This is a genomic window from Mycobacterium sp. (assembly GCF_051006775.1).
GTDB lineage: Bacteria > Actinomycetota > Actinomycetes > Mycobacteriales > Mycobacteriaceae > Mycobacterium.
Genome location: NZ_JBPCSX010000035.1, coordinates 17997 through 44750 on the forward strand (window position 1 = coordinate 17997; position 26754 = coordinate 44750).

Consider the following 26754-nt stretch of genomic DNA (forward strand, 5'->3'; position numbering starts at 1 on the left):
ATGGGAGTCCCGATGACGCACTTCGACTTCTTCCACACGGCCGAACTTCCGGTCCCGGCGGTCAGCGTCGATGCGGCCCGTGTCATCGCCCGGGAACACTTCGGCCTGGACGTGACGCCGACCGGACTGGGCAGCCAGCAGGATGCGAACTTCCTGCTTCATGACCCTCACGGTGAGCCGCTCGGGGTGCTCAAGATCGCCAACCCGGTGTTCAGCCGGATCGAGATTGAGGCCCAGGATGCCGCGGCGGAATTCATCGCCGCCGGCGAAGGCCTGCGCGCCGCGACCAACACCTCGGGTATTGCCGCGGTCGGTGGTGAACCGATTCTGTTCGCGCGGATCCTGCGCTATCTGGGAGGCGGAACTCTCAGCGGCCCGCGCTACCTGAGCCCCATCCACGTGGCAGGTATGGGCGAGGTGGCGGGCCGGACCAGCCGGGCTCTGGCGGCGTTCGAGCACCCCGGCGTCGACAGAATTCTTCAGTGGGATCTGCGGCACGGTCAGCGGACCGTCGAGGTGCTGCTGGGTCACCTCCGGGACCGGACGCGGCATGCGCGGGTGGAATCGGCAACAGCAGCGGCCTGGCAGGTCCTTTCTGAGGTCGCCGAGGATCTACCCGTCCAGGTGATCCACGGCGATATCACCGATGACAACGTGGTCTGTGATCCACACGGAATGCCCGACGGACTCATTGACTTCGGCGACCTGACCCGATCGTGGGCGGTGTCGGAGCTCGCGGTGACATTGGCCGCGGTGCTGGGCCATGAGGGCGGGGAGCCGGCGGCGGTGCTGCCGGCGATCGAGGCGTTCCACTCGGTGCGCCCGTTGAGCCCGGCCGAGTTGGACGCCCTGTGGCCCATGGTGGTGGTCCGCGCCGCCGTCCTGGTGGTCAGCGGTGTGCATCAAACCTCTATCGACGCCGAGAACGATTATGCCAGTGCAAATCTCGATCACGAATGGAGAATCTTCGAGCGCGCCACCGCCGTACCGATTGATGTGATGACCGCGCAGATCCGACACGCTCTCGGAATGGCACACACTATCGAATCGGTTACCGGCACAGTCCTGGTCGATGGACTGGATCCGAGTACCATCGTGCGACTCGATCTCTCGGCCGACGCCGAGGCGATGGACGGCGGCGCATGGCTTTCCCCCGATCTTGAAGAACGACTGGCCGCTGCGGCGCTCGCCGCCGGCGCGGGCGCGGCGATCTCCACCTTCGGACAGCCGCGGTTGACCCGTTCGGCCACGCTGAGCGCGACCACACCGGCCACCATCGCGACCGGCGTCCAACTGTGGCCCGCCGGAGAACTTGCGCTGTCTGCCCCGTGGGCCGGCGTGGTGGCGATCGAGTCGGATGGCCAGGAATCCAGTGCAGCGCTGACTGTCACCGGGACGTCCGGCGTGGTCGAGATCCGTGGCGCGATCGGCTTCGAGGTCAGCGACGCGCAGACGGTGACGGCCGGAGCGGCGCTGGGCACCGTCGATGGTCCGGTGTGGATCCAGTGCCGCCGCCACCCGGCGGAGGCTGAGGTTCCAGATTTCGTCCGGCCCGACTATGCGGCGGGATGGCTGCACCGGGTCAGTGATCCGGCGGTGCTGCTCGGGTTGTCGGCCGCCAACGCAGCCGCCGACGACGGTGTGCTGCTCCGGCAGCGGCGGGCCCGGGCCTTCGCGTCGGTCCAGGAGCACTACTACCGGCATCCGCCGCGCATCGAACGGGGCTGGCGGGAACATCTCATCGCCACCGACGGGCGCGCCTATCTCGACATGGTCAACAATGTCGCGATCCTGGGCCACGGACATCCGGAACTGGCCGACGCGGTTGACCGGCAGTGGCGTCGGCTGAACACGAATTCCCGGTTCAACTACGACGCCGTGGTGACCCTGTCTGAGCGGCTGGCGGCCACCCTCCCGGATCCACTGGACACGGTGTTCCTGGTCAACTCCGGCTCCGAGGCCGACGATCTGGCGCTACGGCTTGCCATGGCAACCACCGGCCGCCATGACATCGTCGCGGTCGCCGAGGCGTATCACGGTTGGACGTACGCCACCGACGCGATCTCCACTTCGGTCGCGGACAACCCCAACGCCCTGGCGACCCGGCCGCCGTGGGTACACACCGTGCCCTCCCCCAACGCATTTCGCGGCCTGCACCGCGGACTTGAGGCCGCGAAGTACGCGCCCGAGGCGGTGGCGGTGATCGAAGAGCTTGCGGCACAGGGCAAACCACCGGCGGCATTCATCTGCGAACCGTTCTACGGTAATGCCGGCGGGATGGCACTGCCGGACGGCTACCTCAAGGCGATCTACGCGGCGGTGCGGACTGCCGGCGGGTTGGCCATCGCCGATGAGGTTCAGGTGGGATATGGCCGTACGGGTCGTTGGTTCTGGGCCTTCGAACAGCAGGATGTGATCCCCGATATCGTCTGCGTCGCCAAAGCGATGGGTAATGGGCAGCCGCTGGGAGCGGTGATCACCACCGGGGCGATCGCTGACGCCTACCGAACCCAGGGCTATTTCTTCTCCTCGGCGGGCGGCAGTCCGGTGTCCTGCGTGGTCGGCCTGACTGTGCTCGACGTTCTCGAAAGGGATGGCCTACAGGAGAACGCGCTGGCCGTCGGTGATCACCTCAAGGCCCGGATCTCCGAGCTGGCGACCCGGCACCCACTGATCGGCACCGTGCACGGCAGCGGGCTGTACATGGGAGTGGAACTGGTCCGGGATCGCGGCACTCTGGAGCCGGCCGTCGCCGAGACCGCCGGCATCTGCGAACGGATGCGCGAACTCGGTGTCATCGTGCAGCCCACCGGTGACCGGCAGAATGTTCTGAAGATGAAGCCACCGATGTGCATCACCCGGGAATCCGCCGACTTCTTCGTCGACATGCTCGACCGGGTCCTCTGCACGGGTTGGTAGCCCCACCTGGCCCTTTCTGAGTTAGGGCAGCCTCGGATATAGAGTGGACACATGTCCAGAACGACCGTTGCGAGGCCGTGAGTGCGGATCGCGCTGCTGTCGTACCGGAGTAAGACGCACTGCGGCGGCCAGGGCGTCTACGTCCGCCATCTGAGCCGCGGACTGGCCGAACTCGGTCATCACGTCGAGGTGTTCTCGGGCCAGCCCTACCCGGAGCACCTCGATCCGCGGGTCCGACTCACCGAAGTCCCCAGCCTGGACCTCTATCGCGAACCGGATCCGTTCCGGACCCCGCGGCCCGGCGAGTTCCGCGATCACATCGATCTTCTCGAGGTCGCCACCATGTGGACCGCAGGGTTCCCCGAGCCGCGAACCTTCAGCATGCGGGTGGCGCGACTGCTGTCGGCGCGCAGAGGCGAGTTCGACGTCGTGCACGACAACCAGTGCCTGGGCGCCGCACTGCTCGATATCGCCGAGTACCTGCCGGTGGTCGCCACCGTGCATCACCCGATCACCAGGGACCGCGATCTTGACCTCGCGGCGGCCAAGTGGTGGCGCCGTCCGCTGGTTCGGCGCTGGTACGGGTTCGCCGGCATGCAAAAGCGGGTGGCCCGTCGGATTCCGGACCTGCTGACCGTCTCGTCGTCGTCGGCCGCCGATATCGCCGCCGACTTCCGCGTGAGTCCCGGCCAGTTACACCTGGTTCCGCTCGGGGTCGACACCAACTTGTTCAATCCCGATGCCGCCCAGCGTGTTCCGGGCCGCATCGTCGCAATCTCCTCGGCCGATCGGCCACTCAAAGGTATCGGAAACCTGCTCCGTGCGCTGGCCCGGTTGCGGGTCCACCACGATGTCGAACTGCAGCTGATCGCCAAGCTGGAGCAGGACGGACCGACCGAGAAGCTGATCGCCGAGTTAGGTGTCTCCGATATCGTCCGGGTCTCCGGCGGCCTGACCGACTCCGAGGTCGCCGCGCTACTGGCCTCTGGCGAGGTCGCCTGCATCCCGTCGCTGTACGAAGGCTTTTCGCTGCCCGCCGTGGAGGCGATGGCCAGCGGCACGCCGATCGTGGCCAGCAGGGCCGGCGCTCTGCCCGAGGTGCTCGGCACCGACGGCGAGTGCGCCGACCTGGTCTCCCCGGGCGATGTCGGCGAGCTCACCGCCGCACTCGGGCGACTGCTGGACTCTCCCGAACGCCGGGCCCGACTCGGCGCTGCCGGTCGCCGGCGCGCGGTCGAGGTCTTCAGCTGGGAGTCGGTCGCCGCCCAAACCGTGCGGATCTATCAGCAGGCGATCGATCGGGCCGGGGCGTAACCAATGCTGACCGTCGACTACGACCGTCTGGGAGTCGGCCCGGCGACAAAGGTGATCGATGTCGGCTGCGGCGCAGGCCGACACAGCTTCGAGGCCTACCGGCGTGGTGCCGACGTGATCGCCTTCGACCAGAATGCCGAGGAACTCGCCGACGTCGACACCATGCTGCAGGCGATGGGCGCAGCCGGCGAAGCGCCGAAGTCCGCGAAAGCCCAGGTAGTGGTGGGCGACGCCTTGGCCCTGCCCTATCCGGATGCGACGTTCGACACGGTGATCGCCTCCGAAATCCTTGAGCACATTCCCGATGACGACGCCGCAATCGCTGAACTGACCCGGGTTCTCAAGCCCGGCGGGTCCCTTGCGGTCACCGTCCCCCGGTGGTTACCCGAGCGGATCTGCTGGCTGCTGTCGGATGCCTACCACGCCAACGAGGGCGGTCATATCCGCATCTATCACGCTGATGGTCTGCGCGCGAAGCTTGAGGCTGGTGGACTGCGGTTCACCGGATCCCATCACGCCCACGCACTGCATTCGCCGTACTGGTGGCTCAAATGTGCTGTGGGCGTTGACAATACCGACAATGTCGCAGTGAAGGCTTACCACAGACTGCTGGTGTGGGACATGATGTCGCGTCCCGCGCTGACCCGGGTCGGCGAAGCGGTACTGAACCCGGTGTTCGGCAAGAGTGTCGCGCTGTACTTCGAGAAGCCGGTCCGATGATGCATCGCTCCGATCTCGTCGGCGTGCCCGGAATAGCCGGAGTCTTCTCCCCTGCCGACTGCCGGCAGACCGCGCAATCCATTGCGTCAGTCCAGTTGCGCTCCGGCGAGATCCCCTGGTCGGCCGGAGGTCACACCGATCCATGGGATCACGTCGAGTCCGCCATGGCGCTGACGGTGGCCGGACTGCTCGAGGAAGCGCGGGCGGCCTACGAGTGGAGTCGGACGCAGCAACGGAACGACGGATCCTGGGCCATCCAGTATCGCCGTGGTGCTGTGGAGGACGCCAACAGCGACAGCAACTTCTGCGCCTATATCGCCACCGGGGTGTGGCACCACCTGTTGATCACCGGCGACCGTGACTTCGCCGAACGTATGTGGCCCACGGTTCGCGGGGCGGTCGACTTCGTCCTGGGCCTGCAGGCGGGCACCGGCGAGATCTACTGGGCCCAGGGGCCGACCGGGGCACTGCCCGAGGCCCTGCTGACCAGTTGCGCCAGCGTGTATCACAGCATCCGCTGCGCACTCGCTCTCGCCGACGTCGTCGATGAACCGCAACCCGAATGGGAGGTCGCCCTGGGCCGGCTCGGCCATGCGATCACCGACCATCCGGGAGCGTTCACCGCCAAGCCGCGCTACTCGATGGACTGGTACTACCCGATTCTCGGAGGTGCGGTGCGCGGTCCGTCCGCGCACGGCCGGCTCGCCGAACGCTGGGATGATTTCGTCGTCGACGGTCTGGGCATCCGGTGCGTCGACGACCGGCCCTGGGTGACCGGGGCTGAGACCTGCGAACTCGTCCTCGCGCTGGACGCGATCGGCGATATTGATCGGGCGCACCAGCAGTTCGCGGCCATGCAGCATCTCCGGGAGACCGACGGCTCGTACTGGACCGGGCTGGTGTTCGCCGATGGGAAACGCTGGCCGGTGGAGCGCACCACCTGGACCGGCGCGGCGGTCATCCTTGCTGCCGACGCGCTGTCACGGACCACACCGGCAAGCGGCATCTTCCGGGATGCAGAGCTGCCCCGCGGGCTGGAAGGCGACTACGACTGCGCGTGCGTGTCGCGCTGATCGACCCGCTCCAGGACCCGTAGCGATCCCAGACTGCTGACCTCGGTGAACTCACCGGATTCGATTGCCCTGCAGTAGATGTTGTAGGGCGGGCGACCACCGTCGCGGGGATCGGGGAAAACGTCATGGATCACCAGCGCGCCGCCGATCGACACCCATTTCGCCCATCCGTCGAAGTCCTGCTGGGCGGCTTCTTCACTGTGCCCGCCGTCGATGAAGAGCAGATCCAGCGGTGCCCGCCAGTCGCGGGCCACCACCGTCGACTTGCCGATCACCGCGACGATGCTGTCATCGAGTCCGGCGGCGTCCAGCGTGCGCCGGAAGGCTGGCAGGGTGTCGAACCGGCCGCTGACCGGGTCGACCATCGAGGTGTCGTGGAACTCCCAGCCCTGCTGGTGCTCCTCCGAGCCGTGGTGGTGGTCGATGGTGTAGAGAACACTGCCGGATCGCGCGGCGGCCGCTCCGAGCAGGACGGTGGATTTACCGCAGTACGTGCCTATCTCGACGGCGGGTCCGCCGCGCAGGTAGTGGCAGGCGGCACCGAATAACGCCCCGCCCTCATCAGCCGGCATGAAACCGACGACCGACTCGGCGAGAGCGAACAGGCGCGAGGTCTGCGCGGCGGCGTCGTTCTCGGTCTGGGCCATGTCAAGAACCTAACCTGCCCGCATCAGAAGCAGTCGGACGCACCGTCGACAACGAACAACGCACCACTGGTGTAGGAGCTGTGTTCGGTGCACAGGAAGGCGATCGTCGGAGCGATCTCCTCGACACGGCCGAACCGGCCCAGCGGAATGAGCGCCACCTCGGAATCGATCAGCTCGGGAATCCCCTGCATCGGAGCCGTCATGGGAGTGTCGATCGTGCCAGGCGCCACCACGTTCACGCGGATGCCCTGATTCGCCCACTTCACCGCGAGCGTTCTGGTCAGCGCGATGATCCCGGCCTTGGCGGCGCTGTATCCGGGAACCATCGTCACCGCCCGCAGCGCCGACATCGACGACAGGTTCACCACCGCGGCGCCGCCGGCTGCGGTGGATGCCTTCAGCGCCCGCCGCAGTGCGACGGTCAGCCGGTAGGTGCCGTTGAGGTTGAGGGCAACGGAGGCATCGAATCCGTCTGGAGCAGACTCATCGAGTCCGCCGGGAAAGTTGGCGCCGGCATTGTTCACCAGGACATCGAGAACATCGAAGCGCTCTTTCACGGCATCGATCGATTCCGGATCGGTGAGCACCAGTTGCGCGTAGGTCATGCCGGAGAGGTCGGTGTCGTACTCCCCCGCACCGGCCCGGGTTCCGGTGACGGTGACATCGGCACCGGCATCGCGGAACAGTACGGCCGTCGCATGTCCGATACCGCTGGTGCCGCCGGTGATCAGCGCGTGCGTGCCGGTGAAGTCGAAGGTGATGCGGGCGGTCATGCGTTGTTCGCGATCTGCTTCTTGAGCCATGCTGTCTCCCAGAAATTGGTGCTGCCGGCCAGCAGTCGCTCATGCGCCGCCGTGAGGACCCCGCGTGCGCCGGCGTGGTCGGGATCGGTGTCCGTCACCTTCTCCGCTAGGTGAATCGCCTGCACGGGCCGGTCGGCGGCGAGGTGCACCTGCGCTCTGGCCACGAGTGCGTCAGCTCCGGCCAGCTCAACCAGATCGGCGCTGATGTCGACCGGGTCGACCGGATAGAGCTCGGTCGTCGACCGGTGATGGAACCAACCCGAATAGTTCTCCCAGATCGCTCGTACACCCCAGGGAACCGTGCCGTATCCCTGGCCCAGTTCGAGGTGTTCCGGCAGGGTGATCTCGCGCATCAGGGTGCGAACGTCCTTTCCGGCGTTCATCCCCTCGACCGTCGCGTCGTGGACGTAGCGGACCGCGTCACGCAGCCGGGTGAGCTCGAACTGGATCTGCGCCTTGCCGGTGATCGGCCAGAAGTGGCCGCTGAGAAGGACTTCGGGCTCCAGCGCGCGGACCCGATCGATCGAGTCGATCACGGTGAGCGCATCGCGGTAGCGGTCGCCGCGCATGGTGACCAGGTTCGGCATATGTCCGAACAGTGCGCCGAACACATTGCCGCACAGACAGATCTTCTCGTCAGGCAACCAGACCACCATCGAATCGTTGGTCTCGCCGCCCGGGGTCGCAATCAGCTCGAAGGTGCGTTCGCCCACATTGAGGGTGAGGGTGTCCTCGACGACGATGTCCGCCTTCGGGGTGCTCTGGCCGGGAAGCTTGCGCCCGAACCGCTCCTGGATCTTGGCGATGCCCACGGCCAGGGTGTTGGAAAAGGCGAATGCGCTCCGCGAGACCCGGTATCGGGCCAGTCGCTCATTGTCGTCGCGCCACTGCTCCCAATTGGCCTGCGCGACGATTTTCGTGTCGGGATCGCGCACGCTGTCCAGTCCGCCGACATGGTCGTAATGACCCTGCGTCAGGAGGATGAAGCGAACCGGGGATGAGTCGACGGAATCAAGACTGGCCCGGTGGACCGGGCCCTCGAAACCCATACCCGTGTTGACGATCACCCGGCCCTCGGATGTCGGGATCATGAAGACGTTAGTGAGTCCGGGCGAGCACCAGATACCGGGACTGACCTCTTCGATAACGTCGGGAACCGCGGGCACCATCGCCTCGGCGCCGGGGCGGGTCAGGTAGACGGGCTCGAAATCCGTCATCAACGGCTCCTTCTAGTTCTCGCCTGCGCGGCTGCTGACTTCGGGCCGGACATCGAACCGGTCGAAGTAGAAATCGAACCGGGACCGCACGTCCTCGGGCGTCACACCGAAATGCCGTTGCAGGTCATATCGGATGCTGCCGTGTTTACCTCGTGGATTGCTACCGAGATACCGCTGGAAGCTCTTGCGCACGCCGGGAGTCAACTCGACGCCGGCTCGTTCGTAGAGCAAGTCCAGGACGCTGAGCTCGTTGCCGTTGAGCTGATGAAAACTGATGTCGATACTGCGTTCGGCCGGCACCAGTTCCCGATCGCGAACCCCCGCGCTGAGCAGTCGGTGCACCCGGTCGGTCCAGTAGTCGACGAGCCATTCGGGATCGATGCTGGTGCGACGCAGACGATCGGCATAGGCCATCATCGTGATGGTCGACTGGATGACTGCGACCGGATCGCGGTGGGTGAAGGCGACGGTGGCATCGGGGAAGGTGGCCACCAGCGCGGGAAGTTGCTCGGAATGCTGTGGCGATTTGAGCACCCAGGTCTGGGGGCCCCGGAAAAATGTCAGTGCTTGCAGCACCTTCTTCATATAGGCGTAGTGCCGGGTCTGGTCCAGCGCAAGGTAGGTGTCGCGCCAACTCGGAACGCGGGCAAGCCACTCCAGGATGTAACTGGCGAGGTCGAGATCGAGGACCTCGACCTCCTCCTCGATCGCCTCGGGGAACTGGTCGTGCATGGCGGCCACCAGTGGCGCATTCGCCATCATCGCGTCATGTTCAACCCTGGCGCGGGCATATCGCGGATCGACCCCGAATACGTCGGGTCCGCGCCCACGGGCCGGAATGGGCTCCTGACTCTCCCAGTACGGCAGCGCCCGACGGCGCCGGTCGGCCGCCAGCAGGTTCACCAGGTGCGTGGTTCCCGTTCGCGGCATGCCCACGACGATGATGGGCTTCTCGATCTCGATCGCCTCGATCTCCGGGTAGCGGCGAATCAAGTCGGCCAGCGAGATCCGATTGCGTAACAGCCGAACAATCCGTGACCGCAGGGTCCCGCGGCCAAGCTGGGTCAGACCCGCGTCGGCTTCGACCGCACCCACATAGGCGCCGAGACGTGCCGCGAAGTCGGTTGTGTAGCCGAGATCATCGGACCCCGCACCGGTGATGGCCTCGTCGATCATCTGGTCGATGTCGAAGGTGACCGGCCGCGATTCGGTGTAGTCGAGAACCTGGCGCTGCACATCGGTCAGGCGGGGCGAGGTGAGATCGTCGAGATCGATGGCCTCGGCCGATGAACCCATATCGCAGCTCCACCATCTTGCGTATGTCGAAAGTTCGACATACCGTTCGATATTATGACGCCAAAGGTAAGCCTGGAGCGGCCGCAGAGTCAAGCGCCGTCACCGCCTACCGAGCGGGTCATCGCAGTGATCCAGCTCCTGGGCAGCGAGCCGGCCCGGCAGTTCACGCTGGCCGAGATCTGCCGCAGCCTGAACATCAGTCGCGCCACCGGACACGCCATCCTGACCACGCTCACCGCTCACGACTGGGTCACCCGCGATCCGGCCAGTGCGGAGTACGCGTGGGGTCCGGCGATGGCGAGTCTGACCAAACCCGCACAGTCCCTGATGTATCGCGGCGAACTCCAGGCCCTGGCCGCAGAGACCGGCACACAGGTATCACTCACCCGCCGCGAGGGCCGGACGTTGGCGATCGTGGAGACCGTCGGCGAGTGCCTCACCGGTCCCAGAATCAGCGCCGGCCTGCGCACGCCACTTGTGGCGCCATTCGGCCGTGACTACATCGCCGGCGCGAGTGCAGAGGCACAGACTTCCTGGCTGGAGGCCATCGGTGAGCCGGACCCCGGGTTGCGACGGCGGATGGCAGCCGTCCTCACCGAGATCCGGCAGCGCGGTTACGTCGTCGAACGGTTGACGAGAGAGTACGTTCGCGTCTACACGGCCCTGCGGGCACTCAGCGGTGATGGCGAAATCGACATGATCACAACCCAATTGGCACGAGCATTCGCCGATCTCACAACGATCGATGTACTGCCCGACGAGATGAACAGCACCGCGGGCCACAGCATCGCCACCGTTTCCGCACCCATCACAGATACCGAAGGAGCGGTGATCATGTCGGTCACCGCGGCGGTCTTCGCCACCATGTCCGGCGATGCTGTTGGCGAGCTCGGAGCAAAGGTGCGCGACACCGCGCACATCATCGAGCAGCGAGTCGCCCAGCACGGCCACGTCACCACTATCTGAAAGAGGACTCATGACCGCTGTCGACCAGGTTCGCATCCACGCCCCGGGGCAGGTCAGCCTCGACAACGTCGATCTGCCCGAGTGCGGTCCGCGGGACGCGATCGTCGAGGTTGGAGCCTGCGGCATCTGCGGCAGCGATCTGAGCTACATCAAACTAGGCGGCCTCGCCGGACCGAGTGGCGAGCCGATGCCACTCGGCCACGAACTGGCCGGCATCGTGAAGGCAGTGGGTGCCGAGGTAACCGATGTGGTGCCGGGTCAGCGGGTAGTCGTGCATCCGGCCGAGGAGATCGGCAGCGGGTCCAACGAAGGTGGATTGGCCAACGAGGTCTTCGTACGCAATGCGGCCAGGGGCGGACGGTTGTTCCCCATCCCCGACAGTATGCCGCTGACGGTCGCGGCCCTGGCCGAGCCCGTCGCCGTCGGCATGCATGCCGCCGAACAACTCCACGTCGACATCGACGACAAGGTCGCGGTATTCGGCTGCGGCCCGATCGGCCTGGCGGCGATCGCGAGTCTGGCCGATCGCGGACTGACCGATATCGTGGCGATCGACCTGTCTGAGGCCCGAAGGCGACTTGCGGCGCAACTCGGCGCCGCGGAGACGATCAACCCCGCCACGCAGAAGGTGTGGCGGGAACTTGAACGTATCCACGGCACCGCGCCATTGATGTTCGGGCACTCCGCGGCGACCACCGGTTTCATCGAAGCATCCGGGTCGCCGAAGGTGCTCACCGACATCATCAACCGCGCCGGTGCGGGCGCGCATATCAGCGTCGTTGCGCTGCATTACGACCCTGTACCGGTCAACTTCCTCAGTGTGCTGATGAAGGAACTCGTCATCCGGGGCTCGTTCGCCTACCCGGAACGCTTCAGTGACGCCATCGGCCTACTTCAGCGCCGCGACCTGTCCGCAATGATCACCGATCGCTTTGCACTCGGCGAGATCGACGCGGCGCTCGAGCTTCTCGCCGGCAGTAAGGAGTGCGGCAAGGTGATGATCGAGATGGGGCAATCGCGGTAGATTGGCTGTACTGCCCTTCCGGTTGAGGAGAAGCGATGACGACTGGTAACTACGACCCCAACTCCTTCGGAGATTCCAACATTCCCGGCTATCCCGGCGGCTATCCCCCACCACCGGATCCCCGCGGTGCGGGCTACCCCGCACCGCGGATCGGCTACGGATACGCGAGCAACCCGGGCGGGCTGGGCGTGCGGTGGGGCGCCCGGGTCATCGACGGGATCCTGGTCACGATCGCGGCCTGGGTGCTGGCGATGGTGGTCGGCGCATCGAGCAGCATCCTGGTGACCGGTTTGTTCACCGGCGTATTGATGTTCGTCTACTTCGTCGCGATGGAGGTGACGCAGGGTCGCACGCTGGGCAAGATGCTGCTCGGTCTCAGCGTGCGCGGTGTCGGTGGCACGGCCAAGCCCGACGTCAAAGCGTCGGCCATCAGGAACTCCTGGACCCTGCTGCCGGTGATCCCGTACGTCGGCGGACTGCTGGGCGTGATCGCCATCATCGTGATCGCCGTGACGATCAGCGGCAGCCCCACCAAACAGGGCAAGCACGACGAGTTGGCCGGCGGCACCCAGGTGGTGAAGGGCTAGTCCGTCACGGCCTGGTTGCGATTCCATTCGATCCAGCCGACGCCGTCGCGGCCATCGGTGGTCGACACCCTCACCCACGCCCGCGGAAAGAAGCTGACCCGACCATCGGGCGCTACCAGTCGGACCGGCGCATTGCCGAGTACCTCGATGCCCGCGCTGATCCCGCCGGGCTCGAAGGTCAGGGTCGTGCTCAGCGGCAAGCCGTTGTCGGCCAGTGCGGCAACGGTGCTCACCGACGTGGTCTCGACAACGGGTTGGCCGGGCCGCTGGATGTAGCCGACGCTGACCGGTGGCAGATCCGGCAGCCGGAGGTCGACCCCGTGCAGATGGGTGCCGTCCTGCAGATGCAGCGCGCTCCAGATCCAGTCCATGCTCCACCAGTCGCGTACCCCGTGGGAGTGATCCCGCTGCCCGGGCACCGCGTCGACGGTGAAGGTCCGCGCGCCGATGGTGATCGACCCCGAGACGGTGCAGGGAATCTCATATCGCGTGGCGATCCGGTACTCGAACGGCAGTCCCTCGGTATTCCAGGTGAGATCCATGGCCAGCTGCGCCGGCTCACCCGCTTCACCGTGCAGCAGGCCGGCCGGATCGACATAGGAACGAGCCGGGCCTTCCACCTCCACCCGGTATTCCCGCAGCGGAACAGTTGCGCCGTGGCGCATCCGGATGCCGCCGGAGTCGATGTCGTTGGGGTTCTGCGGAAGGGGGGCGTGAAAGTCAAGCAGGGCCACCGTGGCGATATCGGGACCACAGACCAATGCGTTGATCCACGCGACGTTCTGGTTCGGAATCAGCCCAAGCCGGATCCATCCGCCGATGCCCTGCTCTTCATCGGCGAAGTCCCAGTACCAGCTTTCGTTCCACAGTGGCTCCTCGCCGGGGGTGTGCGCCGATTCATCGGCCGGATCTGGTTGCAGCGCAGCATGATCTGACTGCGTCGGCAGCACATCGAGCGCCCCGGTGTCCAGCACGTGGCTGCTGTGGCGGTCCATCATCGTCAGGAACATCCGGTCGCCGCGCTCGGTGCGTTCGACCAGCATCGACGAGACGATGGCCATCATCACCCCGAAGAAACTCTGCCGGCGCACTCCCTCTCGAACCTGCTCAAGACTCACCGGCGGGTTGTCACCCAGACCCCGGTGGTAGGCGGCCAGCAGTTCGTCGTAGTGGGCGCGACGGACCTCGACCGGCAATGCACAGCCCAGGAAGTAGGCGAGGTCGGTCATGGCCGGGCCCCAGGTCACGGTCTGCCAGTCCACCACGGTCAGGTCGCGCAGCGAGCCGGGACGGCCGAACAGCATGTTGTCCAGCCGGTAGTCCCCGTGCACCAGTCCGTGCACCCGCTGATCGGCGGCCTCCTCGGCGAGATAGGCATCGAAACTGTCCACCAGCTTCTGCCCGACCAACCGCTGCTCGGGGGTGATGGCCTCGCCGTAGCGGTCGATGAATCCGGCGTACAGTCCGGTGATCAGAGCCTGATTCATCGGCGTTTCGCGGTTCAGCCAGGCCGCCTCCGCCAGTGCTGTACTGCCGATCAGCGGAGCCTGTACCCGTCCCAGTTGGGTCAGCGCGAGCGTGGCGTCGTCGATTGCGGCGCCGCGGATCTCGTCGCCGACCTCCGCGGGAGCGGCATCGTCGAGCAGAAGGGTGAAGACCCCGGTCTCCGGTTGGTAGGAGGCGTGATAGCACTGCGCGATCGGACCCCCCAGTAACGGCGCGACGTCCTGGTAGAAGCGAACCTCGCGCTCATACAGACCGAGCGCCTGTCCGGTACCGCGGCTCATCGGATCGCTCGCTGCGACCTTGAGCACCACCGAGGCCGGCCCCGTTCCCTCCTGGTAGCGCAGGCCCACCCGGTAGCACTCGCTCATCTGCCCGGTGCCGATACGTTCGACGGTGAACCCGCCGACCCGGCCCGCCCCGAGGGTGCCGGTCAGCCAATCGGCGGTCAGGTCTTCGGGGCGCTCAACGGGTACGGCGGCATCAGTCACGGCTCCAAAGTATCGGCCGGCGCACGATTCGTGAGCGAGAACCCGGCCCATGCCTCGCGGCGGTGCGGGTGCGGGTCATATTCGACATGGAGGTGACGGTCGAACACCAGGACGGGACGCTCCTCGTGGTTGTAGACCGGCCAGTCATCGCCCGGTGTCCCGGTCCTGGCGAACTCGTTCCAGCGGGTCTGCACCTGATGGCTGACCTTGACCGCGGCCCGCTGATCGACTCCTGCGGTCAGCACCGCGCCGACCCGGGAGCGGTAGATACCGAAGACCGCGAGGAGCTCGGTGGCATGGGTGGCGCCGAAACCCGTCCAATGCAGTGTTCGCGGTGCGTAGTCGTAGCGGTAGACGTAGGTGGGCGCCAGTTTCGCGTGTGCTTCGGCGATCTGCCAGACCGCGGTGGAGAAGAACATGTCGCCGCCGAACTGCACGCAGGCTTTCGGATCCGGGTAATGCGGATAGGCGGCCAGCACCCGTTGGCGGACGTCGGCCGGTGTGTGGACCAGGATCCGCTCGATCGCGTGCTCGGTCGTCGGCAGCAACTTCAGGAACCGGGTGAACAGCCGGCCCTCGTCGGCGTTGGTTCCGACGATCAGCGGAACCCGATGCGCCACACCTTGTCGCATCGCCTCGAAGGGATCCAGCGGCAAAAATTCGTCCCCGTGGGTGGGTCCAAGGGGCGCAGCCCCGACCATGTCCTCCAGGCTGGCCCGCATCACGACGTCGACTGCTGACACCAGATCGGCTGCCCCGGTTCGTTTCAGCGCGGCCGCGGGATCGCGCCGGTCAAGATTGAGAACCTCGACGAACCGCTCCGCGATTTCTGCCGACATCTCCCGCGAGGCGGACATACCCGCCGCGGGACTCTGTGAAATCGCCTGGTGGAAAAGCCCTTTCGCGGCCGGGACAGCCAGCAGGGTCGCAACGGCGTGCGCCCCGGCGCTCTCCCCGAAGATGGTCACGTTGCCCGGGTCTCCGCCGAAGACCGCGATGTTCTCCTTGACCCAGTTCAGGGCCATCACAAGATCGCGCAGGAACAGGTTGCTGTCGATCGGGTTCTCGGGTGTGGACAGCGAGGAGAAGTCGACGCAGCCCAGTGGCCCCAGGCGGTAATTCACCGACACGTATACACAGCCGCGACGAGCCAGCGGCGCGCCGTCATAGAGCGGCGTGGCGGAGCTGCCCAGCAGGTAGCCGCCGCCGTGGATGAAAACCATGACCGGCAGCGGCTCGCCGTCGGGTGCCGGACCCGCCCAGCGCGGTGTGACGACGTTGAGGGTCAGGCAGTCTTCGCTGCGCTTCTGGTATTTCCCGGGGCCGATCATCGTGTACGACCGCTTCTGCGGTGCACAGTTGCGGTAGGCGTGGGCCGAACGCACACCGGCCCAGGGCCGCGGCGGCTCGGGCGCCCGGAATCGCAGCGCGCCGACCGGCGGTGCGGCATAGGGAATGGACCGCCAGCGGTTCACCCCGTCTCGGGTGAATCCTTCGACCTCCCCGTGTGCGGTGGTGACGCGGACGGTGTGTTGATGCATCCCCTGACCGTAGCGCGGCTAGCCTGGCGCAATGCGGATCGCCGTCTTATTCGCCGCGTCGTTGCTGCTGGCCGGATGTTCGCAGGCACAGGACAGTCGACCCGGCGCGACACGGCTGACTCCGATCTCCCCGTCACACAGCCCATCTGCGACCCGGTCCACCGCGACCACCGCCCCGACGACGGCCGCACCCGCCCCGGGTGTCCCGGTCGCGGCGGCGCTGGCGTGGATCCAGGGCGCCGGCCCGATCGATGCGGCCGGGTTCCACGTCGCGCTGCGCAACGGCACCAGTACCCCGCTGGCCGATGACGTCGCCTTCACCACAGCCTCGGGAACCACCTGCATGACCGACACCAAACGCGGTGCAGGTCTGGCCTGCCTGGTCAACCTCACCGACCCTCCTCCGCAGCCACCGGATGTCTATGGCGTCTGGAAGGGCGGCTGGGTGGACTACGACGGCACCAGCGTGCAGGTGGGTTCGGCGCACGGCGATCCCGGCCGGTTCGCGCTCGGCCAGGGCTCCCCGCTACCGCAGGACCGGTCGCTGTCGTTCGGGGACTTCCGGTGCCGCACCGACGGCAGCACCCTGGTGTGCGGGAATTTCGCCCATCAGACCGCGGTTCGCTACAACGATGACGGGATAGACACCTACGGCTGCACCCGCACGCAGCAGCCGGCAGCCGGTATCGGAATTCAGTACCGCTGCTGAGGGCATCCGGGCTCAGCGCCACCCGTCGGCGGCCTTCGCCGCCCGCATCAGCTCAGCGCACAGCTTGCGCAGGTCGGTGGCCGCCGCACCTTCCTCGACGGCGGTCACCATGTCCTCGGCCGCGCAGCGCACCTGATAGACGCGGTCAGCCAGCTCGGCGGCCTCCTCGGCGGACAGCACCACCGCATCCTCCGGCACCGCCGTGCCCTTGACCTGGCCTCTTTGCTCGTAGGCCCGCTGGCGGCAGGACTGCCGGCAATACTGCCGGCGCCGGCCCAGGCCGCTGTCGGCGACCTCCCGACCACACCATCGACAGGGCTGCGGTCGGGTGCGGCGCGTCACGATTCGAGGGTAGACCGGGCGGCGGCGTGATCCCGGTACCATGGGAGTTACGCCGGGAACCGCGGCCGTCACGGCCTGCCCCCCTTCGGCGGAGATGAATTAAGGAGTAAACAATGGCTGATCGAGTGCTGAGAGGCAGTCGGCTCGGAGCCGTCAGCTACGAGACCGACCGCAACCACGACCTCGCGCCGCGGCGAGTCGCGCGGTATCGCACCGAGAACGGCGAAGAGTTCGACGTCCCGTTCGCTGACGACGCCGAGATCCCCGGCACCTGGGCGTGCCGCAACGGCCTCGAGGGCACCCTCATGGAAGGTGATCTGCCCGAGCCCAAGAAGGTCAAGCCGCAGCGCACCCACTGGGACATGCTGCTGGAGCGTCGTTCAGTCGAGGAGCTCGACGAGTTGCTCAAGGAGCGCCTCGATCTGCTCAAGACCAAGCGCCGCGGCTAGCGCGGCGTCAGCCCCGGGGCGAGCGCCCCAACCGGCCTTCGATACCCCAGCGGGCGGTCTTGAGCATCGCCTCGCGGATGTTGGATCCGCTCATCTTCGACACGCCCAGTTCGCGTTCGGTGAATGTGATCGGCACCTCGACCACGGTGAATCCGGCGTTGACGCTCCGCCAGGTCAGATCGACCTGAAAGCAGTACCCCTTGGAGTCCACCGCGGACAGGTCGATCTTTTCCAGCACCTGCCGCCGATAGGCACGGTAGCCCGCGGTGATGTCGTTGATCCCCACTCCCAGGAACAGCCTGGCGTAGGTGTTGGCGCTGCGGGAGAGCACCATTCGCCGCCATGGCCAGTTGCGCACCGTGCCGCCCTCGACGTAGCGGGATCCGATCGCCAGATCGGCGCCGTTGTCGATGGCGTCGAGGAGCCGGTAGAGCTGCTCGGGGGCGTGCGAGCCGTCGGCATCCATCTCCACCAGCACGCTGTAGCCCCGCTCAAGGCCCCACGCGAAGGCGGCCAGATACGCCGCCCCCAGCCCGTCCTTGGCGGTGCGATGCATGACGTGGACACGCTCGGGGTCGCTGGCCGCCAATTCGTCGGCCAGCCTGCCGGTCCCGTCCGGGCTGCTGTCGTCGACCACCAGAATGTGCACATCCGGGCGGGCGTTGTGGACCCGGCCGGCGATCAGCGGCAGATTCTCCAGCTCGTTGTAGGTGGGGATGATCACCAGGGTCCGCCGGCTGGGCAGATCAGCCGCGTGCCCGGGCGCCGCCGCCGGGGTCTTCTTGGCCCGGCCCTTTCCCTCGGTACTCATTGGACTCCCTTATCGCCCCTGCGGCGCGACAGCCGCACGAAAGCACCATTCTGCAGTATCGCCATCACCAGAGCCGTTACGGCCGCGGCGGTCAGGAGCCACTGCAGCGGAACCGCCCAGCGCGTCGCCGGCGTCTGAGTGGACCGCAGCTGCATTTCCACGTCGAGATAGGCCGGGGTGAAGAACGCGGTGCGGGCTATCTCCCGGCCGTCCGGTGCGATCGCAGCACTGATCCCGGTCGTGCCGGCGACCATCACATAGCGACCGTGCTCGACGGCCCGCAATGTGGCGAACGCCAACTGCTGCTCGCTCATGGCCTGATCGAAGGTGGCGTTGTTGGTCGGGACAGCGAGCAGTTGGGCGCCGTTGCGGACCGAATCACGCAGTGCGCGATCGAAGATGACCTCCCAGCAGGTGGCGACACCCACCGGGATCCCGGCCGGGTGCACCACTCCGCTGCCGCTGCCGGGCACGAAGTATCCGGCACGGTCCGCGTACGAGGACAGATGGCTGAAGAAGGACCGCCACGGCAGATACTCGCCGAACGGCTGGACGATCTGCTTGTCGTGACGCTCACCGGGGCCGGTGACCGGATCCCAGACGATGACCGTGTTGGAGTCGGCGGGGTTCTCCGGAGTCCACTGCGGGCTCGCCACTACCGCGCCGACCAGAATCGGAGCCTGGATATCGCGTGCGGCGATCGCGATCTGTTCGGCGGCATCCGGATTGGCAAGCGGATCGATATCCGACGAATTCTCCGGCCAGATGACGAAGTTCGGTGCCGGCGCGCGGCCGGCCCGGACGTCCTCGGCCAGCTGACGGGTTTGTTTGACGTGATTGTCCAGCACCGCACGACGCTGGCTGTTGAAGTCCAAGCCCAGACGTGGCACGTTGCCCTGGATGGCGGCGACGGTGACGATCGCCTCATCCCCGGCTCCGACAGCGCCCCGGCGGACACCGGGTGCAGCCACCGCCGTGCCGAGCAGCACGACGCAGATGCACACGGCCGGAACCACGATCGCTGTCACCGGGTCATGCCGGTCGCGTAGGCGTCGAAACACCTCTATCGTCAACGCGCACAGTGACGTTCCGAGCAGGGCGACCGCGAATGACACCAGCGGCGCCCCCCCGAGCTGAGCCAGCACCAGAAGGGGCCCATTCGTCTGGCTGAACGCCGCTACGCCCCAGGGAAATCCGCCGAACGGCACCGTGGACTTCAGCCATTCCTGCAGCGACCACACCAGCGCCAGCCACAGCGGCCAGCCGGGTAACCGCGCCACCAGGACCGCGAACAAGCCGAACACCGCAGTGAAGCACGCCTGGAGTATTGCCAGGGCGATCCACGGGAACGGACCCACCAGCCCACTGATCCAGGGCAGCAGCGGCAGGTAGAACGCCATCCCGAAAACGAATCCGAAACCGAAACCGGCTGCAGGCGTGGTTTTTTCATCAGCCACCAGAAAACTCAACAGCCCCAGCGCGGGAATCGCCGCCCACCACCAGCCGATCGGCGGGAAGCTGACGCACATCAGTAAGCCGGCCAGCAGCGCAAGGCCGAGTCGCAACAGCCGGTTAGCCATGGAGTACCGCACCACGGTGCACGGTCTGCAGGCACTGCGGTAGCCGGCTGCCCGGTACCAGGTGCGGCAGTCCGGGAACACGGGATCGTGGATCGGTCGACCAGCGCTGGACTGTGTCGGCCGGGGCGGCGACGTCGAGTTCACCGGTCTCCCACACCGCATATGAGGCCGGAGCTCCGGGGACAAGGGTGCCGGTAATGCCGTCGCGCACGCCACCGGCACGCCAGGCACCGCGGGTGGCGGCGGCGAACGCCGCGCGGACCGAGATCGAACTGCCCGGTGTCTGATGATGACTGGCCGCACGCACCCACTCCCAGGGGGCCATGCAGGTCACGGGGGTATCGGAGCCGAACGCCAGAGGCACGCCTGCCGATGCTAACAGCGACAGCGGATTGAGCCCGGCAGCGCGGTCGGTGCCGAGCCGCCGGGCGTACATACCTTCCGGGCCGCCCCAGCGGGCATCGAAGCTGGGCTGCATGGACCCGGTGATACCCCACGCGCCGAGCTTGGTGGCCTGCTCGGGCGACACCATCTCGAGGTGCTCCAGACGATGGCCGCACCCGGCGACCGCCGGCGCGCCGAACCGCTCGACGACGACCTCGAAGGCCTCGACGGCGACGGTGACGGCGGCATCACCGATGACATGAAAACCGGCCGTGATCCCGGCCTCGGTGCAGGCGCTCAGGTGGGCAACGACGGCATCGGCGTCCAGATGGCAGATGCCGCAGGTGTGTGCCGCGTCGTCGTAGGGCTCACGCAGCCAGGCGGTCCGCGATCCCAGTGCGCCGTCGATGAACAGATCGCCGGCCAGGCCGCGGGCGCCGGTGGTGGCGATGAGGGCTCGGGCCTGCTCGGCGGTCGAGACCGCCTCACCCCAGTAGCCGACGACCTCGACACCGTGGCCGCTGCTGCTCAGTTCCTGCCAGTCCTGCGCACCGCCGATGTCTGGGCCGGCGCATTCGTGGACGGCGACGATGCCCGCCGCCGCGGCCGCATCCAACGCGGCTCGGCGGGCTTCGTCGCGTTGCCCGGCGGTGAGCAGTCGTCGGGCCTCGGCGCGCACCAGGTGGTGGGCGGCGGCGGTCAGTGGCTGCTGTGGGTCGAAACCCACGACGGCCGGCAGACCCGCTACCGGATCACGGGCCGCACTGGAGGCCAGCGCGGAGTGCACATCGATGCGGGCGAGGTAGGCCGGGACAGTCCCGACGACGGCGTCCAGATCGGCGGTCGTCGGGGGCGCCGTCCAGCCGGTGTCATCCCATCCGTGACCCAACACCGGCCGGCCGGGATGTGCCGCAACGTGGTCGGCCAGCAGTCGGAGACAGTGCTCGGCACTGGTGGCTGCAGTGAGGTCCAGACCGGTCAGCGAGAGTCCGGTGGCCGTGAGATGGACATGGGCGTCGACGAAGGCCGGCGCGACGAAGGCGCCGCCCAGGTCGATGACCTCGGCATCGGGAAACTGCTCGCGCCCGACGCTGTCGCTGCCCAGCCACGCGACCACACCGTCGCGCACCGCCATGGCCGAGGCATCGGGGTGCGATGGGCTGTGGATGCGCCCATTGCACAGCAGTGTGGTCGAAGGCTTAACCGTCACCGAGTGCTGCCGCATCCTCGATGACCTCGCCGTGTGTGATCAACGCGGTCAGCCGCCGAGGCATCCCGGCCCGAGAAGTGCCTTCAGGTCCCCCATCAGAGCCGAGGATGGTGTCACCCGCAGTGACTGGTCCAACTCCAGCGTGGTGATCCGGTCGCCACTGATCAGTCGCAGGTGCACCTGGGAGGTGCCGGGGTGACGACTGAGCACCTGCTTGAGGGCGGTCACTTTGTCCAGCGTGCACTGCCGGGTGGGCAGGCTCACCGCCAGCGGCCGGTCCGGCTGGGCGTTGGAGAAGTCCGGCACCACCAGATCGTTGGCGATCAGGCTGATCCGGTCATCCTGAATACGTACCTTGCCGCCGACGATGACCACGGCGTCGTCGGCGATCTCGGCCCCGACCAGCGAGTAGGTCTGCGGGAAGAACATCACTTCGATTCCGCCGGTGAGATCCTCCAACAGCGCTGAGGCCCAGGGCATCCCGTTCTTATTGACCCGGCGGTTGACCGCGGCGAGAATTCCGCCCAGCCGCACCTGAGTGTCGTTGGCGACACTGCCCTCGAGGATTGTCGGGATCGCGGTGTCCGCCTGGGCCGCGAGCAGGTGGGCGACACCGTTGAGCGGGTGTCCCGACACATACAGGCCCAGCATCTCCCGTTCCAATGCGAGCTTGTGCTTGTCGTCCCACTCCTCATCGGGGACCTTCGTGGTGAAGACGGCATCACCGCCGGACCCGTCGTCTGAGCCGCCGCCGAACAGGTCGAACTGGCCGATCGCCTCAGCCTTCTTGGTGCCGAGCACCGCATCGACCGCGTCGGCGTGCACCAGGAACAAGCCCTTGCGGGCGTGTTTGAGTGAGTCGAACGCACCCGCCTTGATCAGGGACTCGGTCACCTTCTTGTTGCAGGCGCCGATATCGATCTTGTTGAGATAGTCGGAGAAGTCGGTGAAGCGGCCCTTCGCCGCGCGGGTCGCGATCAACGAGCTCACGACGTTGGCGCCGACGTTGCGCACCGCACCGAGACCGAACCGGATGTCGGTGCCCACCGAGGTGAAGTTCAGTTCCGACTCGTTGACGTCCGGCGGCAGCACCGTGATGCCGAGTTTGCGGCAGTCGGCCAGGTACACCGCCGCCTTGTCCTTATCGTCCCCGACCGAGGTGAGCAGGCCGGCCATGTACTCGGCCGGATAGTTCGCCTTCAGATAGGCGGTCCAGTACGAAACCAACCCGTATCCGGCGGCGTGGGACTTGTTGAACGCGTAGTCGGCGAACGGGAGGATGGTGTCCCACAACGCTTTCACAGCGGGCGGGGAGAATCCATTGGCTTTCATCCCGTCGGAGAAGCCCTCGAACTCCTTCTCCAGCACCTCGCGTTGTTTCTTGCCCATCGCCTTGCGCAGAATGTCGGCTCGGGCCAGCGAGTAGCCGGCCACCTTCTGCGCGATGCGCATGATCTGCTCTTGGTAGACGATCAGGCCGTAGGTTTGCGCCAAGATCTCCTGGAGCGGCTCGGCGAGCTCTGGGTGGATCGGCTTGATCGCCTGCCGCCCGTTCTTGCGATCGGCGTAGTCGTTATGGGCGTTCATGCCCATCGGGCCGGGCCGGTAGAGCGCAAGGACGGCGACGATGTCCTCGAACCCGGTGGGCTGCATGCGCCGGAGGAGATCCCGCATCGGTCCGCCGTCGAGCTGGAACACCCCGAGGGTGTCGCCGCGGGACAGCAGTTCGAAGGTCGCCGGGTCATCCAGCGTCAGCGACTCCAGTTCGAGGTCGATCCCCCGGTTGGACTTCATGTTCGCCAGCGCGTCGCCGATGATGGTCAGGTTCCGCAGGCCCAGGAAGTCCATCTTCAACAGACCGATGGCCTCACAGGACGGGTAGTCCCAGCCGGTGATGATCGCGCCGTCCTGGGGACGCTTCCACAGCGGGATCACATCAGTCAGCGGCTCGGAGCTCATGATCACCGCGCAGGCGTGCACCCCGGCATTGCGGACCAGGCCTTCAAGACCGCGGGCGGTCTCGTAGATCGTGCGGACGTCCGGATCGGTGTCGATCAATCCGCGAACCTCGGCGGCCTCCTTGTAGCGCTCATGGGTGGGGTCGGTGATTCCGGACAGCGGAATGTCCTTGGCCATCACAGCCGGCGGCAGCGCTTTGGTGATTCGGTCGGCGATCGCGAAACCTGGCTGCCCGTAATGGATTCGGGCCGAGTCCTTGAGCGCCGCTTTGGTCTTGATGGTCCCGAAGGTGATCACCTGCGCGACCCGGTCACTGCCCCACTTCTCGGCGGCGTAGCGCACCATCTCACCGCGCCGGCGGTCGTCGAAGTCGATGTCGATATCGGGCATCGACGCCCGCTCGGGGTTGAGGAACCGCTCGAAGAGAAGACCGTGCTCGATCGGGTCGATATCGGTGATGCGCAGCGCATAGGCGACCAGTGAACCGGCCGCCGAACCGCGACCCGGACCGACCCTGATGTCCACTGATCGGGCGTAGTTGATCAGGTCCGCGACGATAAGGAAGTACGACGGGTAACCCTTGTCGCAGATGACCTCGATCTCGTATGCCGCGCGTTCGACATACGCAGGCGGCACGCCGGCCGGGAATCGCCGGGCCAGGCCGGCGTCCACCTCGTGGCGCAGCCAGGTCGCCTGGTTGTGGCCCTCGGGTACCGGGAAGATCGGCATCCGGTCCCGCGGCGCCCACACATCGGCATAGGACTGCACCCGCTCAGCGATCAGCAGGGTGGAATCACATGCCTCCGGGATCTCGGCATCCCACAGTGCGCGCATCTCCGCGGCTGATTTCAGGTAGTACCCGTCACCGTCGAACTTGAACCGGTTGGGATCGGACAGGGTCTTTCCGGTCTGGACGCACAGCAGCGCCTCATGGTTGTGGGCCGCCTCGCGGGTGACGTAGTGACAATCGTTGGTCGCCAGTGGGCGGATCCCCAGCTTGCGGCCGACATCCAGCAGTCCGTCACGGACCCGGCGTTCGATGGACAGACCGTGGTCCATCAGTTCGAGGAAGTAGTTGTCGGCGCCGAAGATGTCCCGCCACCTGGCCGCCGATTCGAGGGCCTCGGCGCTCTGTCCGAGCCTCAGCCGCGTCTGCACCTCGCCCGACGGACAACCGGTGGTGGCGATGATGCCCTCGGCGTGTTCGGCGATGATCTCGGCGTCCATTCGGGCCCATTTGCCCAGCTGACCCTCGAACGATGCCAGCGATGTGAGCCGGAACAGGTTGCGCAGCCCGGTTGCGTTCTCCGCGACCATGGTCAGGTGGGTGTAGGAGCCGCTGCCGGAGACGTCGTCGCTCTTCTGCCCCGGGTCGCCCCAGAGAATCCGGCGGGTGTCCAGGCGGGATCCGGGGGCGATATAGGCCTCGACTCCGATGATCGGCTTGATGCCGACCTTGCTGGCTGCGGTGTAGAACTCGCTGGCCCCGAACATATTGCCGTGGTCGGTCATACCGATGGCCGGCATCTGCAGCCGCTGGGCCTCGGCCAGCATGGGCGAGATCTTGGCGGCACCGTCGAGCATCGAGTACTCGGTGTGGTTGTGCAGATGCACGAACGAATCGGTGGTGCCCATAGGCCCGTCAGTTTAGGGCGATCCGGCGACGCCTTCGGCGTGTCCTTCGGCCGTGTCCCGGCTTTAAGCCGTTAAGTCCCGTCCTTGAGCATGCGGGTGATGGCTTTTGCCTGCTCCTCGGTGAGGTCGCCGGAGAGCTGGATCACCTCACCGTCGATCGGGGCGGCGATCTTCGGGCCCCAGACGACGGTGCCGTCCCGCACGAAGGCCAACTGTTTGCCCACCTGACCGCCGGTGTACGGCCCGAACTGCTGGGCGGACTCCCTGGTGAGCGTCATCTGCACGATCTGGACGCCGGTCAACGGGTTGCGGAAGGTGTCGGCGTTGACCAACTGGATGCGGATGCCCTCCGGGTCCAGGTTGTAGACCGCGGTCTTGGGGATGTCGCAGATCCGCATCGGCTGATCCGGCGGGGCTGGAGCGGCCGGCGGGCACTGGTCCGGCGTGGTGACGAAAGCACTGATCACGGGACGAATCGGCAGCGGTTTGATGGTGAGGACCGGCGCCTTGCTGGTGGTGATGATCGGCTCGGCGTTCTTCTTCGCGTTCATCAGCCCCAACGACTGGACCAGGCCGGTCAGTGCGGGCAGGGTGGTGCCCAATACAGCGAGGCCGACCAGGACCCCCAGAATGATCCGCCGATTGCGCTTTTTGGTGTCGGTCATGATGCCTGCAAACTACCTGCCCGGCCGCCGAACGTGCGGACCAACCCGTCGGTGGTGAAGATCGCCAGCGCGATCCAGATGAGCGCGAAACCCGTCCAGCGCGTCGCCGACATGGGCTCCTCGCCGATGACAAGACCCCACGTCAGCTGCATGGACGGTGTCAGATACTGCAGCAGCCCGATGGTGATCAGCGGCAACCGCTGTGCGGCGGCGGCGAAGAGCAGCAACGGCAACGCGGTCACCGGACCGCAGAGCAGCATCAACCCGAGGTGGCCCGGCCCGTGGTCGGCGAATGTGCTGTGGCCGCCGACGTACAGGACTGCGAGATACACCAGAGCGAACGGGGCTGCGACCGCGGTCTCCACCGTCACGCTCACCCGCGGGTCGACCCGAACGACCTTCTTGACCGCCCCGTACAACCCGAACGAGACCGCCAGGCCGACGGCGATCATCGGCTGCCCGCCGACCCCGAGGGCCAGCAGGGCCACCGCGGCCACGGCGATCAGCAGGGCGGCCGATTGGGCGCGGTTGAGCCGCTCCCCGAAGATGACGACCCCGATCAGCACGCTGACCAGTGGGTTGATGTAGTAGCCCAGGGCGGCGTCGACGACGTGCCGGGAGTTCACCGCGTAGATGTAGATCAGCCAGTTCGTCGAGATCAGCACCGATGCGCAGGTCAGCAGCAGCCAGGTCCGACGGTCGAGACCACGCAGATCGGCGACCCGGCGCATTGCCACCATCAGCACGGCCATGAAGACCAGCGTCCACACCACCCGGTGGGCCAACACCTCCCCCGGCCCGGCTGGTTTCAGCAAGGGGAAGAACCCCGGGAACACGCCCCAGATTGCATAGGCGCCCAGCCCGAAAAGCAGGCCGCGGGCATCAGTGCTGCGCTGCTGGGCCGTCACC

The 26754-nt window shown here is 66.6% G+C and carries 22 protein-coding genes; 9 read left to right on the forward strand and 13 right to left on the reverse strand.

Annotated elements, in window-relative coordinates:
* Nucleotides 1-12: 12 nt before the first annotated feature.
* From ACR2JI_RS02560 to mmpH, 4 genes are all read left to right on the forward strand, one after another.
* Nucleotides 13-2919, forward strand: coding sequence for an aminotransferase (locus ACR2JI_RS02560; RefSeq protein WP_526387699.1), 2907 nt, complete (start codon nt 13-15; stop codon nt 2917-2919).
* A gap of 81 nt (nt 2920-3000) precedes the next feature.
* A complete protein-coding gene (manT, locus tag ACR2JI_RS02565; protein WP_526387701.1) occupies nt 3001-4233 on the forward strand; it encodes an MMP alpha-(1->4)-mannosyltransferase in 1233 nt (410 codons plus the stop codon).
* 3 nt (nt 4234-4236) lie between these two features.
* The gene (locus ACR2JI_RS02570; RefSeq protein WP_526387703.1) at nt 4237-4953 is read left to right on the forward strand and encodes a class I SAM-dependent methyltransferase; all 717 of its coding nucleotides are present in this window, start codon (nt 4237-4239) and stop codon (nt 4951-4953) included.
* Nucleotides 4950-6026: an MMP endo-(1,4)-3-O-methyl-alpha-D-mannosidase gene (gene mmpH / locus ACR2JI_RS02575; protein ID WP_526387705.1), complete on the forward strand. Its 1077-nt coding sequence runs from the start codon at nt 4950-4952 to the stop codon at nt 6024-6026. The genes ACR2JI_RS02570 and mmpH overlap by 4 nt, the downstream gene beginning before the upstream one ends.
* Here the strand turns inward: mmpH and ACR2JI_RS02580 are convergent.
* The 4 genes from ACR2JI_RS02580 to ACR2JI_RS02595 are packed head-to-tail and all read right to left on the reverse strand — an operon-like array spanning nt 5999 to nt 9989.
* The gene (locus ACR2JI_RS02580; protein ID WP_526387707.1) at nt 5999-6673 is read right to left on the reverse strand and encodes an O-methyltransferase; all 675 of its coding nucleotides are present in this window, start codon (nt 6671-6673) and stop codon (nt 5999-6001) included. The two genes, mmpH and ACR2JI_RS02580, sit on opposite strands and share 28 nt — an antisense overlap.
* Nucleotides 6674-6696: 23 nt before the next feature.
* Nucleotides 6697-7446 (reverse strand): SDR family NAD(P)-dependent oxidoreductase, encoded by a 750-nt coding sequence (locus ACR2JI_RS02585; protein ID WP_526387765.1) that lies wholly within the window; start codon nt 7444-7446, stop codon nt 6697-6699.
* Complete coding sequence (locus tag ACR2JI_RS02590) at nt 7443-8693, reverse strand: alkyl sulfatase dimerization domain-containing protein (RefSeq protein WP_526387709.1); 1251 nt, start codon at nt 8691-8693, stop codon at nt 7443-7445. The genes ACR2JI_RS02585 and ACR2JI_RS02590 overlap by 4 nt, the downstream gene beginning before the upstream one ends.
* A gap of 12 nt (nt 8694-8705) precedes the next feature.
* Nucleotides 8706-9989 (reverse strand): sulfotransferase, encoded by a 1284-nt coding sequence (locus tag ACR2JI_RS02595; protein WP_526387711.1) that lies wholly within the window; start codon nt 9987-9989, stop codon nt 8706-8708.
* A gap of 54 nt (nt 9990-10043) precedes the next feature.
* On the opposite strand from ACR2JI_RS02595, the gene ACR2JI_RS02600 reads away from it, so the two are divergent.
* From ACR2JI_RS02600 to ACR2JI_RS02610, 3 genes are read left to right on the forward strand one after another with little or no spacing between them, the layout of a single operon-like run.
* Nucleotides 10044-10955 (forward strand): helix-turn-helix domain-containing protein, encoded by a 912-nt coding sequence (locus ACR2JI_RS02600; protein ID WP_526387713.1) that lies wholly within the window; start codon nt 10044-10046, stop codon nt 10953-10955.
* Nucleotides 10956-10965: 10 nt separating this feature from the next.
* Nucleotides 10966-11979, forward strand: coding sequence for a zinc-dependent alcohol dehydrogenase (locus ACR2JI_RS02605; protein WP_526387715.1), 1014 nt, complete (start codon nt 10966-10968; stop codon nt 11977-11979).
* 35 nt (nt 11980-12014) lie between these two features.
* Entirely contained in the window at nt 12015-12566 is a 552-nt protein-coding gene (locus tag ACR2JI_RS02610; RefSeq protein ID WP_526387717.1) for an RDD family protein, read from the forward strand.
* Here ACR2JI_RS02610 and ACR2JI_RS02615 read toward each other — a convergent pair.
* A complete protein-coding gene (locus tag ACR2JI_RS02615) occupies nt 12563-14611 on the reverse strand; it encodes a DUF7064 domain-containing protein (RefSeq protein ID WP_526387719.1) in 2049 nt (682 codons plus the stop codon). The genes ACR2JI_RS02610 and ACR2JI_RS02615 overlap by 4 nt on opposite strands.
* Nucleotides 14557-16101 carry a carboxylesterase/lipase family protein gene (locus tag ACR2JI_RS02620; RefSeq protein WP_526387721.1) on the reverse strand — a complete coding sequence of 515 codons (1545 nt, stop codon included), beginning with the start codon at nt 16099-16101 and terminating at the stop codon, nt 14557-14559. Before ACR2JI_RS02620 ends, ACR2JI_RS02615 begins: the two co-directional genes overlap by 55 nt.
* A gap of 31 nt (nt 16102-16132) precedes the next feature.
* Here ACR2JI_RS02620 and ACR2JI_RS02625 point away from each other — a divergent pair, with 31 nt between their 5' ends.
* Nucleotides 16133-16810 carry a hypothetical protein gene (locus ACR2JI_RS02625; protein ID WP_526387723.1) on the forward strand — a complete coding sequence of 226 codons (678 nt, stop codon included), beginning with the start codon at nt 16133-16135 and terminating at the stop codon, nt 16808-16810.
* A gap of 12 nt (nt 16811-16822) precedes the next feature.
* Here ACR2JI_RS02625 and ACR2JI_RS02630 read toward each other — a convergent pair whose 3' ends face one another.
* Entirely contained in the window at nt 16823-17194 is a 372-nt protein-coding gene (locus tag ACR2JI_RS02630; RefSeq protein WP_526387725.1) for a hypothetical protein, read from the reverse strand.
* A 71-nt stretch (nt 17195-17265) separates the two neighbouring features.
* Here ACR2JI_RS02630 and ACR2JI_RS02635 point away from each other — a divergent pair, with 71 nt between their 5' ends.
* Nucleotides 17266-17601 (forward strand): RNA polymerase-binding protein RbpA, encoded by a 336-nt coding sequence (locus ACR2JI_RS02635; protein WP_526387727.1) that lies wholly within the window; start codon nt 17266-17268, stop codon nt 17599-17601.
* Between the two features lie 7 nt (nt 17602-17608).
* Here ACR2JI_RS02635 and ACR2JI_RS02640 read toward each other — a convergent pair whose 3' ends face one another.
* From ACR2JI_RS02640 to rarD, 6 genes are all read right to left on the reverse strand, one after another.
* Nucleotides 17609-18412: a polyprenol monophosphomannose synthase gene (locus ACR2JI_RS02640; protein ID WP_526387729.1), complete on the reverse strand. Its 804-nt coding sequence runs from the start codon at nt 18410-18412 to the stop codon at nt 17609-17611.
* On the reverse strand, nt 18409-19992 hold the full coding sequence (gene lnt / locus ACR2JI_RS02645) for an apolipoprotein N-acyltransferase (RefSeq protein ID WP_526387731.1): 1584 nt from the start codon (nt 19990-19992) through the stop codon (nt 18409-18411). The genes ACR2JI_RS02640 and lnt overlap by 4 nt, the downstream gene beginning before the upstream one ends.
* The gene (locus tag ACR2JI_RS02650; RefSeq protein WP_526387767.1) at nt 19985-21511 is read right to left on the reverse strand and encodes an amidohydrolase; all 1527 of its coding nucleotides are present in this window, start codon (nt 21509-21511) and stop codon (nt 19985-19987) included. Before ACR2JI_RS02650 ends, lnt begins: the two co-directional genes overlap by 8 nt.
* A gap of 123 nt (nt 21512-21634) precedes the next feature.
* Nucleotides 21635-25180, reverse strand: a complete 3546-nt coding sequence (dnaE, locus tag ACR2JI_RS02655; protein WP_526387733.1) for a DNA polymerase III subunit alpha — start codon at nt 25178-25180, stop codon at nt 21635-21637.
* Between the two features lie 71 nt (nt 25181-25251).
* A complete protein-coding gene (locus tag ACR2JI_RS02660) occupies nt 25252-25845 on the reverse strand; it encodes a SecDF P1 head subdomain-containing protein (protein ID WP_526387735.1) in 594 nt (197 codons plus the stop codon).
* Nucleotides 25842-26753, reverse strand: a complete 912-nt coding sequence (gene rarD / locus ACR2JI_RS02665; protein WP_526387737.1) for an EamA family transporter RarD — start codon at nt 26751-26753, stop codon at nt 25842-25844. The genes ACR2JI_RS02660 and rarD overlap by 4 nt, the downstream gene beginning before the upstream one ends.
* Nucleotide 26754 lies beyond the last annotated feature (1 nt).

Bases quoted from the DNA above. Each gene is read 5' to 3' on its own strand.
- ACR2JI_RS02605 (WP_526387715.1), top strand. From the start codon at position 10,966: ATGACCGCTGTCGACCAGGTTCGCATCCACGCCCCGGGGCAGGTCAGC.
- lnt (WP_526387731.1), bottom strand. From the start codon at position 19,992: ATGGCTAACCGGCTGTTGCGACTCGGCCTTGCGCTGCTGGCCGGCTTA.
- ACR2JI_RS02570 (WP_526387703.1), top strand. From the start codon at position 4,237: ATGCTGACCGTCGACTACGACCGTCTGGGAGTCGGCCCGGCGACAAAG.
- ACR2JI_RS02615 (WP_526387719.1), bottom strand. From the start codon at position 14,611: ATGGGCCGGGTTCTCGCTCACGAATCGTGCGCCGGCCGATACTTTGGA.
- ACR2JI_RS02650 (WP_526387767.1), bottom strand. From the start codon at position 21,511: ATGGCGGTGCGCGACGGTGTGGTCGCGTGGCTGGGCAGCGACAGCGTC.
- ACR2JI_RS02620 (WP_526387721.1), bottom strand. From the start codon at position 16,101: ATGCATCAACACACCGTCCGCGTCACCACCGCACACGGGGAGGTCGAA.
- ACR2JI_RS02580 (WP_526387707.1), bottom strand. From the start codon at position 6,673: ATGGCCCAGACCGAGAACGACGCCGCCGCGCAGACCTCGCGCCTGTTC.
- ACR2JI_RS02600 (WP_526387713.1), top strand. From the start codon at position 10,044: ATGACGCCAAAGGTAAGCCTGGAGCGGCCGCAGAGTCAAGCGCCGTCA.
- ACR2JI_RS02595 (WP_526387711.1), bottom strand. From the start codon at position 9,989: ATGGGTTCATCGGCCGAGGCCATCGATCTCGACGATCTCACCTCGCCC.
- ACR2JI_RS02585 (WP_526387765.1), bottom strand. From the start codon at position 7,446: ATGACCGCCCGCATCACCTTCGACTTCACCGGCACGCACGCGCTGATC.
- ACR2JI_RS02660 (WP_526387735.1), bottom strand. From the start codon at position 25,845: ATGACCGACACCAAAAAGCGCAATCGGCGGATCATTCTGGGGGTCCTG.
- ACR2JI_RS02625 (WP_526387723.1), top strand. From the start codon at position 16,133: ATGCGGATCGCCGTCTTATTCGCCGCGTCGTTGCTGCTGGCCGGATGT.
- mmpH (WP_526387705.1), top strand. From the start codon at position 4,950: ATGATGCATCGCTCCGATCTCGTCGGCGTGCCCGGAATAGCCGGAGTC.
- ACR2JI_RS02560 (WP_526387699.1), top strand. From the start codon at position 13: ATGACGCACTTCGACTTCTTCCACACGGCCGAACTTCCGGTCCCGGCG.
- ACR2JI_RS02640 (WP_526387729.1), bottom strand. From the start codon at position 18,412: ATGAGTACCGAGGGAAAGGGCCGGGCCAAGAAGACCCCGGCGGCGGCG.
- ACR2JI_RS02630 (WP_526387725.1), bottom strand. From the start codon at position 17,194: ATGGTACCGGGATCACGCCGCCGCCCGGTCTACCCTCGAATCGTGACG.
- ACR2JI_RS02635 (WP_526387727.1), top strand. From the start codon at position 17,266: ATGGCTGATCGAGTGCTGAGAGGCAGTCGGCTCGGAGCCGTCAGCTAC.
- ACR2JI_RS02610 (WP_526387717.1), top strand. From the start codon at position 12,015: ATGACGACTGGTAACTACGACCCCAACTCCTTCGGAGATTCCAACATT.
- ACR2JI_RS02590 (WP_526387709.1), bottom strand. From the start codon at position 8,693: ATGACGGATTTCGAGCCCGTCTACCTGACCCGCCCCGGCGCCGAGGCG.
- dnaE (WP_526387733.1), bottom strand. From the start codon at position 25,180: ATGGGCACCACCGATTCGTTCGTGCATCTGCACAACCACACCGAGTAC.